The organism is Micromonospora sp. WMMD1082, assembly GCF_029626175.1.
Lineage (GTDB): Bacteria > Actinomycetota > Actinomycetes > Mycobacteriales > Micromonosporaceae > Micromonospora.
In genome coordinates, this window is sequence record NZ_JARUBM010000002.1 from 2,567,320 (window position 1) to 2,583,222 (window position 15,903).

At 73.1% G+C, this 15,903-nt stretch carries 11 protein-coding genes; all 11 read right to left on the reverse strand.

What is annotated here, in order from left to right; translation table 11 throughout:
• Positions 1 to 107: 107 nt before the first annotated feature.
• Positions 108 to 7,163: a type I polyketide synthase gene (locus O7615_RS11840; RefSeq protein ID WP_278177504.1), complete on the reverse strand. Its 7,056-nt coding sequence runs from the start codon at positions 7,161 to 7,163 to the stop codon at positions 108 to 110.
• Between the two features lie 41 nt (positions 7,164 to 7,204).
• Entirely contained in the window at positions 7,205 to 8,407 is a 1,203-nt protein-coding gene (locus O7615_RS11845) for a cytochrome P450 (RefSeq protein ID WP_278177505.1), read from the reverse strand.
• Positions 8,408 to 8,419: 12 nt separating this feature from the next.
• Complete coding sequence (locus O7615_RS11850; RefSeq protein WP_278177506.1) at positions 8,420 to 8,641, reverse strand: MbtH family protein; 222 nt, start codon at positions 8,639 to 8,641, stop codon at positions 8,420 to 8,422.
• Positions 8,638 to 9,279, reverse strand: coding sequence for an isopentenyl-diphosphate Delta-isomerase (gene idi / locus O7615_RS11855; RefSeq protein WP_278177507.1), 642 nt, complete (start codon positions 9,277 to 9,279; stop codon positions 8,638 to 8,640). The genes O7615_RS11850 and idi overlap by 4 nt, the downstream gene beginning before the upstream one ends.
• 17 nt (positions 9,280 to 9,296) lie before the next feature.
• Complete coding sequence (locus O7615_RS11860) at positions 9,297 to 10,106, reverse strand: TauD/TfdA family dioxygenase (protein ID WP_278177508.1); 810 nt, start codon at positions 10,104 to 10,106, stop codon at positions 9,297 to 9,299.
• Positions 10,103 to 11,080, reverse strand: coding sequence for an isocyanide synthase family protein (locus tag O7615_RS11865; protein WP_278177509.1), 978 nt, complete (start codon positions 11,078 to 11,080; stop codon positions 10,103 to 10,105). Before O7615_RS11865 ends, O7615_RS11860 begins: the two co-directional genes overlap by 4 nt.
• A gap of 117 nt (positions 11,081 to 11,197) precedes the next feature.
• Positions 11,198 to 12,763 carry a fatty acid--CoA ligase gene (locus O7615_RS11870; protein WP_278177510.1) on the reverse strand — a complete coding sequence of 522 codons (1,566 nt, stop codon included), beginning with the start codon at positions 12,761 to 12,763 and terminating at the stop codon, positions 11,198 to 11,200.
• The gene (locus O7615_RS11875; protein ID WP_278177511.1) at positions 12,760 to 13,314 is read right to left on the reverse strand and encodes an FcoT family thioesterase; all 555 of its coding nucleotides are present in this window, start codon (positions 13,312 to 13,314) and stop codon (positions 12,760 to 12,762) included. The genes O7615_RS11870 and O7615_RS11875 overlap by 4 nt, the downstream gene beginning before the upstream one ends.
• Before the next feature lie 123 nt (positions 13,315 to 13,437).
• The gene (locus O7615_RS11880; protein WP_278177512.1) at positions 13,438 to 14,220 is read right to left on the reverse strand and encodes an AfsR/SARP family transcriptional regulator; all 783 of its coding nucleotides are present in this window, start codon (positions 14,218 to 14,220) and stop codon (positions 13,438 to 13,440) included.
• Positions 14,221 to 14,333: 113 nt separating this feature from the next.
• Entirely contained in the window at positions 14,334 to 15,020 is a 687-nt protein-coding gene (locus O7615_RS11885; protein ID WP_278177513.1) for a 4'-phosphopantetheinyl transferase superfamily protein, read from the reverse strand.
• A complete protein-coding gene (locus O7615_RS11890) occupies positions 15,010 to 15,876 on the reverse strand; it encodes a metallophosphoesterase (RefSeq protein WP_278177514.1) in 867 nt (288 codons plus the stop codon). The genes O7615_RS11885 and O7615_RS11890 overlap by 11 nt, the downstream gene beginning before the upstream one ends.
• Positions 15,877 to 15,903 lie beyond the last annotated feature (27 nt).

The following is a 15,903-nucleotide window of genomic DNA, read 5'->3' on the forward strand; positions in this document are numbered from 1 at the left end:
ACGGGACCGTTAACCACGGCCAGATCAGCTACAGAGAACCCTCTGTGGTCGGCCGCTGCCGGCCAACCCCTACGCCCGGATCTGGGGCTCCCCTATCCGGGCGTACCTCACCTGTCGAGCTCGGCGTCGAGCAGCAGGAAGACGTCGTCCGCGGTCGCGCCGGCCAGGTCGTCGTCGGCGTCGGCACCCGCCTTGGACCGCCACAGCGTCTGGAGGCGGCGCAGGTCGGCGGAGACGTCCTGCCCGACGTCCAGCTCCGCCGGCTCGATCGACCGCAACGCGGCCTCCAGCAGGGCGATCTGGGTGGCGACCTCGCCCGCCGGCGACCGGCCGCGACCGCCCCCGATCTGCTCCATGAGGTGCTTGACGAGCGCCTCCGGACTGGGGAAGTCGAAGGTCATGGTGGCCGGCAGCCGCAGCCCGGTGACGGCGTTGATCCGGTTGCGCAGCTCGACCGCGGTCAGCGAGTCGAACCCGAGTTCCTTGAAGGCCGCCGAGGGCGAGATGGCGGCCGGCGAGGGATGCGCGAGCACGGTGGCGGTCTGCACCCGGACCAGATCCAGCAGGATCTGCTCCTGCTCGGCCTCGGCCAGGTCGGCCAGGCGGCGGGCGAGGTCCGGCCCGCCGGACGCACTCCGGTCGCGGCGGGCCGGACCGGTCGCCAGGCTCCGCAGCACCGGCGGCAGGCCGTCGGCGCCGCCCCGCAGCACCGCAGCATCGAGCCGGATCGGCACCGTCAGCGGACGGCCCGACGCCACGGCCGCGTCGAAGAGCGCGAGCCCCTTCGCCGTGGGCATCGGCAACGCCCCGCTGCGCGCCATCCGGGCCAGGTCCCGCTCGCCGACCTGACTGGTCAGCTCGCTGCGGGTCTCCCACAGCCCCCAGGCCATCGACGACGCCGCGAGGCCACGCTGGCGGCGGTGGTGCGCCAGGGCATCCAGGTAGGTGTTGGCCGCGGCGTAGGCGCCCTGGCCGGGGGCGCCGAGGATGCCCGACGCCGACGAGAAGAGCGCGAACAGGCCGAGGTCCAGGCCGGCGGTCAGTTCGTGCAGGTTCGCCGCCGCGTCGGCCTTGGCGCGCAGCACGGCATCGAGCCGCTCCGGGGTCAGCGACGCGACCACGCCGTCGTCGAGCACGCCCGCGGCGTGCACCACGCCGACCAGCGGGTGCCCGGCCGGTACGGCGCCCAGCAGCTCGGCCAGGGCCGCGCGGTCGGCGACATCACACGCCGCCACCTCGACGTGGGCGCCGAGCGCGGTCAGGTCGGCGACGACCTCCGCCGCCCCGGGGGCCGCCGCGCCGCGCCGCGAGGCCAGCAGCAGCCGGCGTACGCCGTGCTGGCGGACGAGGTGGGCCGCCACCACCGCGCCGACGGTGCCGGTGCCACCGGTGACCAGCACCGTTCCCTCCGGGTCCAGCGCCGGCCCCGTCCCGGTGCCCGCGCTGTCCCGGAGCAGTCGCGGCGTGGACAGCGCGCCCGCGCGGACGGCGACCTGAGCCTCGCCGCAGGCCACCGCGGCGGGTAGGGCGTCCAGGGCCGACGGCGTGCCGTCCAGGTCGACCAGCACGAACCGGTCCGGATGCTCGGCCTGGGCCGAGCGCAGCAGGCCCCACACCGCCGCCGCGTCGAGGTCGTCGACGTCCTCGTCGTCGGCGGCCGCGACGGCGTTGCGGGTCAGCACGACCAGGGGTGTGCCCGCCAACCCGTCCGAGGCCAGCCAGTCCCGCACCACCTCCAGTGCCCGGTGCACGGGTGCGTGTGGCCCGTCCGGTCCACCCGCGCAGGTCGCCACGGCGACGGCGGGCGGCGACGCGCCGCCCGCGACCGCGGCGGCGAGCGCGGGCACGTCCGCGTACCCCGTCGGGGCGCGGCCGTCGCGGTCCGGGCCGGCGATCTCGAACGGGTCGGGACCGAGCACCGCCCAGCGGTCGGCCGCCGGACCGTCGCCGCCGGACACGGCGACCCAGTCGACGCGGTACGGGGAACCGGCCGCGCTCCGGGACGCCGCGGCGAGCTGCTCGGCGGCCACCGGGCGGGTGGTCAGCGACTCGATCGAGAACACCGGCAGGCCGCTCGGGTCACTCGCCTGGAGGGCGATCGTGTCGTCGCCGGTGCGACGGAGCCGGACCCGCAGCGCCGTGGCGCCGGTGGCGGCGACCGACACCCCGGTCCAGGCGAACGGCATGGCGGGTCGGGTCGCACCGTCGGGGCCGGCGAACAGCACGTGCAGCGCGGCGTCGGACAGCGCCGGGTGGATGGCGTACGCGTCCGCGCCGGCCCGCGCCGGGCCGGGCAGCTCGACCTCCGCGAACAGCTCGTCGTCGCGGGCCCAGGCGGCACGCAGCCCCTGGAAGGCCGGCCCGTACCGGAGACCGACCGCCGCGATCGCGTCGTACCGGCCGTCGACCTCGATCTCCTTCGCGCCGACCGGCGGCCAGGGTGCCGGGGCGAGGTCGGGTTCGGGGGCCTCCGCCACCATCGTCCCGGTGGCGTGCTCGGTCCAGTCGTCGGCGTCCGGCGCCCGGGACCGCACGGTGAACGACCGTCGCCCCTCGTCGTCCGGCGCCGCCACGTCGACCTGCACCGATGCGCCGCCGGTGTCCGGCACCACCAGCGGCGCCGCCACGGTCAGCTCCTCCACCAGGTCGCACCCGGCCTCACCGGCGGCCGCGAGGGCCAGCTCGACGAACGCGGTGCCCGGCACCACGACGGTGTCCAGGACCGCGTGGTCGGCGAGCCACGGGTGGGAACGCGTGCTGAGCAGCCCGGTCAGCACCAGGCGGGGCGGGTCCGCGAGGTCGACCGCCGCACCGAGGAGCGGGTGCGCGACCGGCCGCAGGCCGGCCGCCGAGACGTCCGCCACGCCCACCGGCGTGAGCCAGTACCGGTGCCGCTGGAACGCGTACGTCGGCAGGTCGGCGTGCCGTGCCGCGCGGTCGGCGAACACCACGGGCCAGTCGACCGCTGCTCCGCGTACCGCCAGCTCGGCCAGGGCACCCGCGAGCGCGCGCGGCTCGGCGCGGTCCGCGCGCAGCAGCGGGATGAAGTCGGCGGTGACGGTGTCGGGCAGGCAGGCCGGTCCCATCGCGGAGAGCACGCCGGCCGGACCCACCTCCACGAACCGGGTGTGACCCGCCTCGGCGAGGGTGCGCACCGCGTCGGCGAACCGCACCGTGCGACGGACCTGTCCCACCCAGTGGTCGGGGTCGGCCAGCAGCTCCGGCCCGGCGAAGCCGCCGGTCGCCGTGGTCACCAGCCGCAGGCGCGGCGGGTGGTACGTGAGCCCGGCCGCGACCGCGCGGAACTCCGCCAGCATCGGTTCCATCCGCGGCGAGTGGAAGGCGTGACTCACCGTGAGCCGCTTGACCTTGCGGCCCTGCTCCTCGAACCGGGCGGCGACCTCGGCCACGGCGGCCTCGTCGCCGGAGAGCACGACGGAGTTGGGGCCGTTGACGGCGGCGATGTCCAGCGCGTGTTCCCGGCCGGCGAGGTGCGGCCGCACCTCGTCCTCCGTCGCCTCGACGGCGACCATCGCACCACCGCCGGGCAACGCCTGCATGAGCCGGCCGCGTGCGGCGACGAGGGCGCACGCGTCGTCGAGGTCCCACAGGCCGGCGACGTACGCGGCGGCCAGTTCCCCGATCGAGTGCCCGGCCACGACCTCGGGCCGTACGCCGACCGACTCCAGGAGCCGGAACAGCGCCACCTCCAGCGCGAACAGGCCGGCCTGCGTGTGGTCGGTACGGTCGAGCAGTACGGCCTCGGGCGAGTCCGGTGCGGCCCAGACCACACCGCGCAGCTCCGGCAGGTGTGCCCGCATCCGGTCGCACACCTCGTCGAAGGCGCGCGCGAAGACCGGGTACGCGGCATGCAGCTGCCGGCCCATGCCGGGGCGCTGCGAGCCCTGGCCGGTGAACAGGAAGGCCGTGCCGCCACCGCGGTCGACGCGGCCGACGACGGCGTCGGTCGACGACACGTCCTCGGCGACGGCGGACAGCTGGCGGATCAGCTCCTCGCGGTCCCGGCCGACGACGACCGCCAGGTGGTCGAAGCGGTCGCGCCGGGTGGCGAGCGTGTGGCCGACATCGGCGAGGCGGGTCTCCGCGTGGTCCCGCAGATGCCCGGCGAGGCGGGCGGCCTGGGCCCGGAGTGCGGGCTCGGTCCGCGCCGACAGCACGAGTGGCACCTCCCCGTCGACGCCCGTCCCGACGGCGGCGGCCGGCGCGGGTGGCTGCTCCAGCACGACGTGCGCGTTGGTGCCGCTCATGCCGAACGACGAGACCGCGGCGCGGCGTGGGCGGTCCTCTGCGGGCCACGGCAGCGCGCGGGCGAGCAACTCGACCGCACCGGTGGACCAGTCGACCTCCGGCGTGGGCTCCTCGGCGTAGAGGGTCTGCGGCATGGTGGCGTGCCGCATGGCCATCACCATCTTGATGACACCACCGACGCCGGCCGCCCCCTGGGCGTGGCCGAAGTTGGACTTGAGCGAGCCGAGCCGCAGTGGCCGGCCCCGGTCCCGTTCCCGACCGTACGTGGCGAGCAGCGCCTGCGCCTCGATCGGGTCGCCGAGGACGGTCGCGGTGCCGTGGCCCTCGACCACGTCGACGTCGGCCGGCGCGACCCCCGCATCCGCGAGCGCCTGCCGGATGACCCGTTGCTGGGCCGGGCCGTTGGGGGCGGTCAGGCCGTTGGAGGCGCCGTCGGAGTTGACGGCACTGCCGCGCACGACGGCCAGCACCGGGTGGCCCTTGCGGCGGGCGTCGTCGAGCCGTTCGAGCAGCAGCAGGCCCACGCCCTCCGCCCAGCCGGTGCCGTTCGCGCCGGCCGCGTACGACCGGCACCGGCCGTCCGGCGCGAGGTTGCCCTGGCGGGAGAACTCCACGAAGGTCTCCGGTCCGGCCATCACGGTCGCGCCGCCGGCCAGCGCCAGCGTGCACTCCCCGCGCCGCAGCGACTGCACCGCCAGGTGCAGCGCCACGAGGGAGGACGAGCAGGCGGTGTCGAGGGTCAGGGCCGGGCCCTCCAGCCCGAAGGTGTACGCGATGCGGCCGGACGCGACGCTGCCCGACAGACCGGTGGCCAGGAAGCCCTCCACGGTGGCCGACTCGGCGTACGTGCCCCGACCGTACGTCTGTGCCGGTACCCCGGTGAAGACGCCGGTCGCGCTGCCGCGCAGGGTCGACGGCGGCAGTCCGGCGCGCTCGAACGCCTCCCAGGCTGTCTCCAGCAGCAGACGCTGCTGAGGGTCCATCGCCAGCGCCTCGCGGGAGCTGATGCCGAAGAAGGCGGCGTCGAAGTCGCCGGCGTCGTGCAGGAAACCGCCGACCTGCACGCTGCTGCGCCCGGTGGCCTCGGGGTCCGGGTCGGAGAGTTGGTCGAGGTCCCAGCCCCGGTCTTCCGGGAACGGCGACACGACGTTTCGCCCGGCGGCGACCACCTCCCACAGTTCCTCGGGCGAGGCGATCCCGCCGGGGTACCGGCACGCCATCGCGATGATGGCCACCGGCTCGTCGGGCGCGAGCGCGGCCGGGCCGGTCGCCGCCTCCTCCGCCGGCCCGGCCAGGCCCAGCTCGCGCGCCAGGTGGTCGGCGGCGGCGGCCGGCGTCGGGTGGTCGAACGCGAAGGTGGCGGGCAGTGCCAGCCCGGTCGCGGCCGACAGGGCGTTGCGCATCGCCACGGCGGAGACGGAGTCGAGACCGAGCAGGCGGAACGGCTCGTCCGGCTCGACGTCGGCCGGCTCGACGGCGGTCAGCGTGGCCACCTCGGCGAGCACCAGTCGCAGCAGGTGTTCCCGTCGCTCGGCGGCGGGCCCGGCGGCGATGTCGAGTCCGTCGGTCGACGGCGGTGCGGGGTCCGCCGCCGCCGCCAGTGGCGTGGCGGGCGGTGAGGCGGCGGGCGGTGACGTGGCGGTCACCCGGTCGGCCAGCCGCCCGGTCAGGAAGAGGAAGCCGTTCTCGTCGCGGCGCGCGGCGTCACCGGTGCGGAACCAGCCGTCGTGCAGGGCACCGGTGGTCGCCTCCGGCCGCTCGTGGTACCCGCCGGCCATCACGCTGGGCCCGCTGACCCACACCTCGCCCTCCTGGCCGGTACGGACGTCGGTGCCCGTGCCGGGGTCCACCAGGCGGACGCCGAGCCCGGGGACGGGCAGGCCGCACGCGGCGTCCGGGATGTCGTCCTCCGGCCCGCCGAGGGCGATCGGCCCGCAGGTCTCCGTCGTGGTGTACAGCTCCACCAGCGGGGCGTCGAAGGCGTCACGGAACGCTCCGCGCAGCGGACCTGCCCCGGCCGCGCCGCTCACCAGCGCGATGCGCAACGCCGGCCCGGCTGCGGGGCGGTCGCTCGCCCCGTCCAGCAGTTCCCGGTACGTCCCGGACGCCCCGACGAGGACCGTCGTGGAGTGCTCGTCCAGAAGGTCGAGAAGCCGACCGGCCGGTGCCGGACCGGCAAGGTGGGCGGCCGCACCGACGGTGACCGTGCCGAGCACGAGGAGGTGGTGGGCCACCCCGTCGTGGACCGGCCGGGCCCACAGGATCCGGTCCTGCTCATCGAGGCCGATCAGGGGCGCGTACGCCGAGGCCAGTGGCCACAGCGCGTTGCGCGCGGAGGAGAGCACGCCCTTGGGGCGGCCGGTGCCGCCGGAGGTGTACGTGAGGAAGGAGAGGTCGTCGACCCCGGCGTCGTCGCGTGCGGGCTCGGCCGGCTCGGTGGTGGCCAGTTCCTCGTACCGCATCAGGTCCGGCGGCGCCGGCGTGCCGGGCTCGGTCACCAGCACGACGCGCGACGGCGTCCCACCCGGCTCTCCGGCGAGCCGGGCGAGCCGGACGGTGTCGGTGACGACGACCTCCGCGCCGCTGTCGTCGAGCAGCTCCCGCAGCTGCGCCCGCGTCGCGGCGGGGTCGACCGTGACGGCGATGGCGCCGGCCCGGGCCACCGCGATGGCGGCCTCGACGGCGGTGACCCCGCCGTCCAGGTGGATCGCGACCCGGTCGGTCGGGTACACCCCGGCGGCGGCGAGGTGGCCGGCGATCCGCCGGGTACGCGCCTCAAGCTGCGCGTACCCGACGCGCCGTCGGGAATCGGAGAACGCCACGCGGTCGCCGTACCGGCGGGCGTGCAGCGCGAGCGACTCGTGCAACGGCCGGATCAGGTCGGATCGGAACATGTGCCTTCCCTACTCTGGCCGGGCGCGGGTGGCCGCACCGCTCAGTACTTCACCGGCAGATCCGCGAGCGTGATGATGTTGGGCGAAGTCCGCCACTTCAGCTCTTCGCGCGGCACGGCGAGGCTGATGTCGGGGAACCGCGCCAGCAGCGAGCGCAGGGACAGCTGGATCTCCAGACGGCCGAGGTCCGCGCCGGTGCAGAAGTGCGGGCCGCCCCCGAAGGCGATGTGCTTGCTGACGTCGTCACGGTCGACGTCCAGGATGTCCGGGTCGGTGAAGATGTCCGGGTCACGGTTCGCGGCGGCGAGGTTGAGGTAGACGGTGTCGCCGGACTTGATCGTGACACCGCCGATCTCCAGGTCCTCGGTGGCGAAGCGGCGGAACCCGTTGTGCACGGCGGTGCCCACCCGGATCAGCTCCTCCGCCGCCTGCGGGATCTGGTCGGGGTCCTCCTTGATCCGCTGCAGCAGCTCCGGATGGTCGAACAGCGCCAGGACGGCGTTGCTGATCGTCCCGGCGGTGGTGTCGAAGCCGGCGAACAGCACCGCGCCGACGAACGTGGAGACCTCCTGCGGGTGCAGGCCGACGCCGTCCTTGTCCTTGCCGAACATCCAGTGCGACATCAGGTCGTCCTTGGGCTCCCTGATCTTGTCGTCCTTCATCTCCATGATCATCTCGCGGACCCGCACCTGGACGTGGGCGTTCTCCTCGTCGGTGCCGCCCAGCAGCAGGTCGGACCACTCCTTCATCTCCGCGACGTACTTGTGCGGGATGCCGATGATCTCCGAGATCATGGTGGCGGGAAGCGGGACGGCGAACTCGCGGACCAGTTCGGCCTCGCTCTTCTCCGCCATCTTGTCCAGCAGGCCGTCGATGACCTCCTGGATCCGGGGCCGCAGCCGCTCGATGTTCTTCGGCAGGAACACGTGGCTCACGAAGCGCCGCAGCCGGGTGTGCTCGGGCGGGTCCGTGTAGACGAGCCCGCCGACCCGGACACCCTCGGGCAACCGTTCGGTGATGAACTGCGGGCCCGCGTACTTCCGGGGCCGGGCGAGCCGGCGGTCCCGCAGACCGGCGTGCACGTCCTCGTACCGCGTGACCATCCACACCGGGCTGTTGTCGACGAGGCACACCTCGATCGGCCGGCCGTCGGCGTGCAGGTCGGCATAGAGCTGGTACGGGTTGTTGAAGAACTCGCCCTCGAAGAGCTTGGGGTGGGCATGGACGGGACAGGTCTGCACCATGTGACGCCTCGCTCAGGATCGGTGGGCCGCTACCGGCCCGTCTTGGTAAGGGGGCGGCGGACGCAGGTCCGCCCACTCGCGTTCCACGTAGTCGTGACAGGTCTTCCGGTCGCTTGCCGCAACCACCACGCGCCACCCCGCCGGCACGTCCGCGAACGCGGGCCACAGCGAGTGCTGCCCGTCGTCGTTGGCGAGCACCAGGAACGTGCCGTCGGGATCGTCGAAGGGATTCACGAGGTACTCCGCACCGTCGCCGAGGCGGGCCGGGCCGCTGGTGGCAGCTCCGCCGAGTCGGCGATCGGCCAACCGGCGGGCCACCGGCCGAGCGCGTCGAGCTGCTCGACCTGGCGGCGGCACCACGGCGACACGTCCCGGGTGCCGCCGCGCACCCCGGCGGCGAAGGGCGCCCAGTCCACCCACGTCCACTCCTCGACCTCGGACGGGTCGGGCCGCGGATCGTCGTCGACGACGGCCCGGTACACCGGGCACCACTCGTTCTCGACCACGCCGTCGTCCATCACCGCCCGGTAGCGGAACCGGGGCAGCACCAGGTCGACGGCGGGGACGTCGAGCCCCAGCTCCTGCCGGAGCCGGCGCAGGACCGCCTCGGCCATCGGCTCGTCCGGCCCCGGGTGCCCGCAGCAGCTGTTCGTCCACACGCCGGGCCAGGTCTTCTTGGACAGCGCCCGTCGGGTCAGCAGCAACCGACCCCGCGAGTCGACCAGGTAACAGGAGAAGGCCAGGTGCAGCGGCGTGTCACGGTGGTGGACGGTCGCCTTGTCGGCGGCGCCGACCGCCCGGCCCGAGTCGTCCAACAGGATCACCGACTCCATCGCGACCTCCCGCGTTGTCGGCACGTGGTTGAGCGGCATGACGACGGCTCCATCGATCAGAGGATCTGGATGCGCTGGAGGTGCCGGGACGAGTCACCCCGGAAGGCGTTCCGCCCGTGCAGCAGGGCCTGGTTGTCGACGATCACGATGTCGCCGTCCCGCCACTCGTGGTGGTAGCAGACCTCGGCATCGTGCAGCCGGTCGCGCAGGTCGGTCATGAACGCGTCGGCGTCCTGCGGCGCGACACCGTCGACGGTCAGGAAGACCGGGTTCTGGTAGACGGCCGGGTCGAGGGGCTCCCCGTACCGCATGATCGTCTCGCCGGTCTCGCTGTGCGTGGCCAGCAGTGACGCGGTCACCTGACCGCCGTAGTAGGCCAGCTTGTCGGTGCGGTAGGTGACGTCGACCGACCCCCAGTCGCGCCGCAGGTCGTCGCCGGCCCGCCGGATCACCTCGGTGGTGTCGGAGAAGACCGTCTCCCCGCCGCCACCGACGGGCGGCGCCTGCACGCACTGGAAGAGGAAGTACCGGGGCGCCTGCTTGGCGAACGCCCCGTCCCAGTGGAACGGCACGTCGCTGCGGCTGAACAGGTAGTTCTTCGGCTCGTCCATGATCACCAGATCGAGCACGGCGCCGAAGTCCCAGGTGAGGATCTCTCCCCAGCCCTCGCAGTAGCTGACCAGGTCCTCGGTGGAGAGCAGCGGGAAGCCCCGCAGCACGAGCACCTTCGCGGCGATCGTCCACTCCTCCAGCGTCGCCGGCGGGATCGCGCGCAGGTCGCCGTCGCCGTGGGGCGCGGTCACGACTTCCCCGAAGGGAGACAGTGGGGTACGGGTGACGGTGGTGGTCTTCTCGATCGCGGTCACGGGGTCTCCTCGGGCTTGGCCTGCGGGTGGACGAAGTGGCTCGGCCGGCTGTTGCGCCAGATGAGGGACGCGTTCATCGCCTCGGCGTGACTGCGCTTCACCAGGGTGACGGTGGCGCCGTCGTCGAGGATCACGCCGTGCCAGGGGGTCAGCCAGCTGTCCCGGGTACGCACCAGGTGGAACCCGATCTTCTCGGCGTGGCTGGGTTGCGGGTGGATGGACAGTCGCAGCGCCTCCGGGAAGACCTCACCGACCAGGTCGCTCCACGCGTTGCTACGCAGGATGACCTGGTACGCCATGTCCTTGCAGACGGTGCGCAGCCGGGTCCGGCTCATCGTGGAGTTGAGGGCTGTCTGGTCCTCGACCATGAACCGGTGCATGCCGTTGAACATGGTGCAGGCCGCCTCGTCCGTGCGTACCCTCTCGCGGATCTCCTCGACGGGCCGGGCGTGCTGGGCGATCAGCCGCCTGCGCATCTCGTCGTACGAGACCGCGGCGCCGAAGGCGTCGTCCAGCGAGTACGTGTCGATCGACCCGCCGCCGGTCTCTCCGATCATGCGCTTGAGGTGCCGGCGGTACTGCGTGACATCGTCGTCCGGAATGCCGAGCACGTCGCTGAAGACGTGGCCGTCGGAGCAGATGGTGACGCGCGCGCCCGGCGGGTAGAAGTGCCGGACCTGATCGCAGAACGACTCCAGGAAGTCGATCGAGAGCCGTTCGGCGAGGTCGGGCAGGGTGCCGAGCACCTTGCGGGGGTTACGGGACTTCGCGGGGAACGCCGGGATCACGAAGTGGACCGGCTCGCGCCGTTCCACGAACGCGGCCGCTCGGGCGCGGTGGGGAGCAAAGCAGTCCGGGCACGGTTGCCGGGCGCACGGGTCCGTGTCCGAGGCGAGCCGTCGGAACCGGAAGACCAGGCTCAGCAACTTCTCGACGGCGACCTCCACCGGTTGTGCCAGGCCGACGTGCACCATTTCGTCTCCTCAGCATGGTGCGGGATCAACGGGGTGACGGCAGCAGCAGTGTCAGCGCTGCCGTCGAGTCGAGCGGGTCACCACCGACCGGTGGTGACCGGGATGGGTCGCCGGGAGTCAGTTGACGAGGCGTTCATGCCCACGCCAGAACCGATCCCGGAGTTCGCGACGTAGGACCTTTCCGCTCGCGTTGCGGGGCACCGACTCGACCATCTCGTACTGCTGCGGGGTCTTGAACGGGGCGAGCCGGCCGGACAGGAACCCGGCCAGTTCCCGGGCGTCGGCGCGTTCGCCGGGCCGGGGTACGACGAAGGCATGCACCGCCTCGCCCCAGCGCTCGTCCGGCACCCCGATCACGGCCGCCTCGGCGACCGCCGGGTGCTTGGCGAGCGCCGCCTCCACCTCGGCCGGGTAGACGTTCTCCCCACCCACAATGATCATGTCCTTGATCCGGTCGCGGATGAACAGGTAGCCGTCCTCGTCCAGGTAGCCGGCGTCACCGGTGTGCACCCAGCCGTCGACGAGCGTCTGCGCGGTCGCCTCCGGCCTGTTCCAGTACTCCAGCATCGCGGCCGGGGTGCGCAGCAGCACCTCGCCGATCTCCCCGGCGGGCAGCCGCCGGCCACCCTCGCCGACGACCGCGACCTCGAAGCCCGGGTACGGCCGGCCGGCCGCCTGCAACCTGGTGCTGCCGATGTAGTGGTCGGCCGGGGGAAGGCACATCGCGGTGTTGCCGGTCTCGGTGAGTCCGTAGATCTGCGCGAAGTCGCAGTCGAACGTCTTGATGCACTCGGCGAGCAGCGGCTCGGAGATGGGCGAGCCACCGTAGACGACCTTGCGAACGGCGGTGAAGTCCGCGCTGCCCACGCCGGGCTCGGCCAGCACCAGGCGCAGCATCGCCGGCACCATGCCGGCGACCGTGACACCCTCGGCACGGATCAGCGCGACCGTCTCCGCCGGCGTGAACACGGGCATCACGATGTTGGTGATCCCGGCGGCCAGCCCCTGCACCACCCACCAGAGGCCACCGATGTGGAAGCCCGGCACGCAGACCAGGCTCCGGTCGCCGTCGTGCCAGTCCAGCCAGTCCAGACCGGCTCCGGCCAGCGCCTCGCGCACCGCGAAGAAGCTGCGGTGGGCGAGTACGACCCCCTTGGGCAGGCCGGTCGTGCCGCTGGTGTAGATCTGCGCGACCGCGTCGTCGGGGTCGACGCGGGTCAGCGGGTTGGTGTCCGGGTGGGGCGCGATCCACTCGACGAAACCGGCGCCCGGGGCGTCCGGCCGGTCCAGCCGGACCACCCGCAGGCCGGGTCGCTCGGCGGCGATCCGGTCGGCGGTCGCCTCGGCGTCGGCGTCGACGAAGAGCAGCGTCGCGCCGGAGTCACTCAGCACGTGCTCCACCTCGTCGGCGGCGAGCCGCCAGTTCACCGGCACCAGCACGGCGCCGGCCTTGGCGATCCCGAGGAGCAGCTCGTAGTAGTGCTCGGAGTCCTTGCCGTACCAGGCGATCCGGTCGCCGCGACGCAGGCCCGCGGCGCGGATGGCGTGCGCCGCCCGGTTGCTCGCCGCCTGCAGGTCGGCGTAGCTGACCGACCGGCCCGCGCACTGCACGGCGGTGACGTCGGCGCGCCGGGCGGCGTGCGCCCGGACGACATCGACGAGCGTACGCATCGGCGTGCTCATGCCGACGCGCTGACGGTCGACAGGGCCGGGCTGAACAGCACCACGTTGACGGTGCCGGTCGCCTTGCCGCCGGCCGTGTCCCAGAACCGGACCGGCATCTCGTTCAGCAGCATCGGTCGCCTGACGTTGCGCTCGGTGAACGGCCCGAACGACGTCTCGCCCTGGAACGCGTCCGAGTCGATGGCCCGCCGGAAGCGGCTCGCGAGGGCGGTGATGAGGATGTCGGGCAGCTGACGTTCGTAGTAGTCGTCCATGTTCCAGGAGGAGAACTCCGCCAGCGCCCGCTCCTTGATGCACTTCGCCGTCAGGTAGTAACCGAGCTGGTTGAAGCAGATGTTGAACTCCACCGAGTTGAAGTGCCCGGTGTCGTCGATGTAGCAGGAATTCGGGATCGCGAACTCGCCGTACGCGGTGGCCACCCCGTCGACGACGGACATGGTCGCCGAGCGCAGGTACTTGCAGTTGTCGCGGTACGGCTTGAGCACCTCCCGCAGCAGCTCCCGGTCGTCGCCGAAGTGGAGCGCGGAGGATTTCTCCATCAGCTCTGTCACGTCGCACCTCCAGACAGGGTGGACGGCACGCCGCACCCGTAGGCCGTACGCGATCCACCTTCATCGTCACCTGTGCGGAACCCGGCCCGACGAACGGCCGGCGCGGATCCCGCTTGCCGTCGGTCAGGAACTGGCGCCCACCGGAACCTGGATCGCCAGGTCGTGCTTGAGGATCATGTGCTGGAGCTCCTGCAGCCCCCGGCCGGGCTCGATGCCCAGCCCTTCCACGAAGGCCGTCCGGGTGCGGCGGTAGACATCGAGCGCCTCGGCCTGCCGGCCGGATCGGTAGAGCGCGAGCATGAACTGCCGACAGAGCCGTTCCCGCATCGGCTCGCTGGCCATGAGGACCTCGAGCTGCGGGGTGATCTCCCGGTGCCGGCCCCGGCTGAGTTGGGCGTCGAAGAAGTCCTCGTACGCGGTGAGGCGCTCGTCCTCGATCGCGGCCAGCTCCGACCAGTCGGTGCCGGTCTCCACCAGGTCGGCGAGCGCACGCCCTCGCCACAGCGCGAGCGCCTCGCGCAACGCGCGGGCGCCGGCCGCGGTCGAACCGGCCGCCAGCGCGGCGCGGCCCTGCTGCACGCGGCGGCGGAACTCGAACAGATCGACGGCTTCCGGATCGACGCGCAACTGGTAGCCGGGGGCGCTGGTCACCAGGCTGGCGGGCGGCTCGTGACCCGGCTGCGCGGCCAGCATCCGACGGATCGACGATACGGCGTTCTGCACCATCTTGCGGGCGGTGGAGGGCGGCGGCCCGTCCCAGAGCGCACGGAGGATCCGGCTGGTCGGCACGACGTGGTTGGCGTTGACGACCAGGTAGCCCAGAACCGCCCGCTGCTTCACCCCACCGAGGTCGGCGGGACCGCCATCGCAGTGAACGTCCAGAGAGCCGAGCACGAGAAACTTCATGCGGATCACCTCTCGCTTGACGTTTCGGAGCGTCGCACGGCGCTCCGGCGGCGGACACCCCTACAACACCGCCGGGCGGGTGGGCCACCACCCCTACCTCGAACCGCCGTGCCCTACACCCTCGCCCCTACCGGCCGCCCTTCCGTCGCGGCTACCGCGATGGCGGTCAGCACCAGGCCGTCGCGGACGGACCACCGCCCGGTGAAGCCACCGAGCCCGGCGCGCGCGAGCCCTGGTCCGCCGACGAGGAGGCGGGCGTCGAAGGTGCCCGTGCCGGGATGGAAACGCAGCTGCGCCTGGTCGAAGTCGAGCGGGCGACCGGTCAGCGGGTACCAGGTCTTGTAGACCGACTCCTTGGCGCTGAACAGCAGCCGGTCCCAGTGCACGTCCGGCCGGGTGGCCGCGAGTGCGGCCAGCGCGGTCCGCTCCTCGGGCAGAGCCACCGCCGCCAGCACACCGGCGGGCAGCGGCGCGTGTGGCTCCGCGTCCACACCGGTCGCGATGACCCGGACGCGCAACCCCACCGCGCAGGCGCGGTACCCGTCGCAGTGCGTCATGCTCCCGACCACCCCGGCCGGCCAGACGGGGGCGCCCCGCAGCCCGGGCAGGATCGGTGTCGGGTCGAAGCCGAGCCGGCCCAGGGCCTCCCGGGCGCAGGCGCGTACGGTGGCGAACTCCCGGCGGCGTCGCTCGACGGCCCGCGCCACCACGGCCCGTTCGTCGGGGAACAACTCGGTCTCCGGGACGTCGTCGAACCGTTCGGCGACGACCACGTCGGGTGGTAGCAGGTCAGCCAACACGGCTGTCGATCCCGGCGGCGAGCACGTGCCGCAGGCCGGTGGACCGCCAGCCGGGCCGCCGCCACTCGCGTGGATAGCCGAGCGAGACCTCCTCGAACCGGACCCCGTCGTGCCAGGTCACCCGGGGAATGTGCAGGTGCCCGTAGACCACGGCGGTGGCGTTGAACCGCAGGTGCCAGTCGGCCGTCCGGTCGGTGCCGCACCACATCGCGAAGTGCGGCCAGCGCAGGATGTCGGTCACCTGCCGGACCATCGGGAAGTGGTTGACCAGTATCGTCGGCAGCTCCGGGCGCTCCCGGGCGGCGAGCCGCCGCTCAGTGAGGTCGAGCCGGTGCCGGCACCACGCCTCCCGCGACGGGTACGGATCCGGGTGCAGCATGAACTCGTCGTTGCACACGATCCCCGACTCGTACGCGTAGGCCAGCGCCCGCTCCTTCGAGGCCAGGCCGGCCGCCAGGAAACTGTAGTCGTACAGCAGGAACAGCGGCGCAACCGTGACCGGCCCGCCGATGCCCTCGAACACCGGGTACGGGTCCTCCGGGGTCACTACGCCCAACTCCCGGCAGAGGCCGACCAGCGCCTCGTACCGGGCGACGCCGCGCAGCTGCACCGGGTCGCTGGGGTGGGTCCACAGTTCGTGGTTGCCGGGCGCCCAGACCACGGTGTGGAAGCGGCTGCGCAGCGTCGACAGCGCCCACCGGATGTCGGCCATCAGCTCGCCGACGTCACCGGCCAGCAGGAGCCAGTCGCCCTCACCGGTGGGCCGCAGGCCCGCCACGATCCGGCGGTTCTCCGGGTGGGAGACGTGCAGGTCGCTGATTGCCAGGAGCTTCGCGGTGGACCGTTGGTCGGACACGCATCCGAGCATATGAGCGGGTCCGCG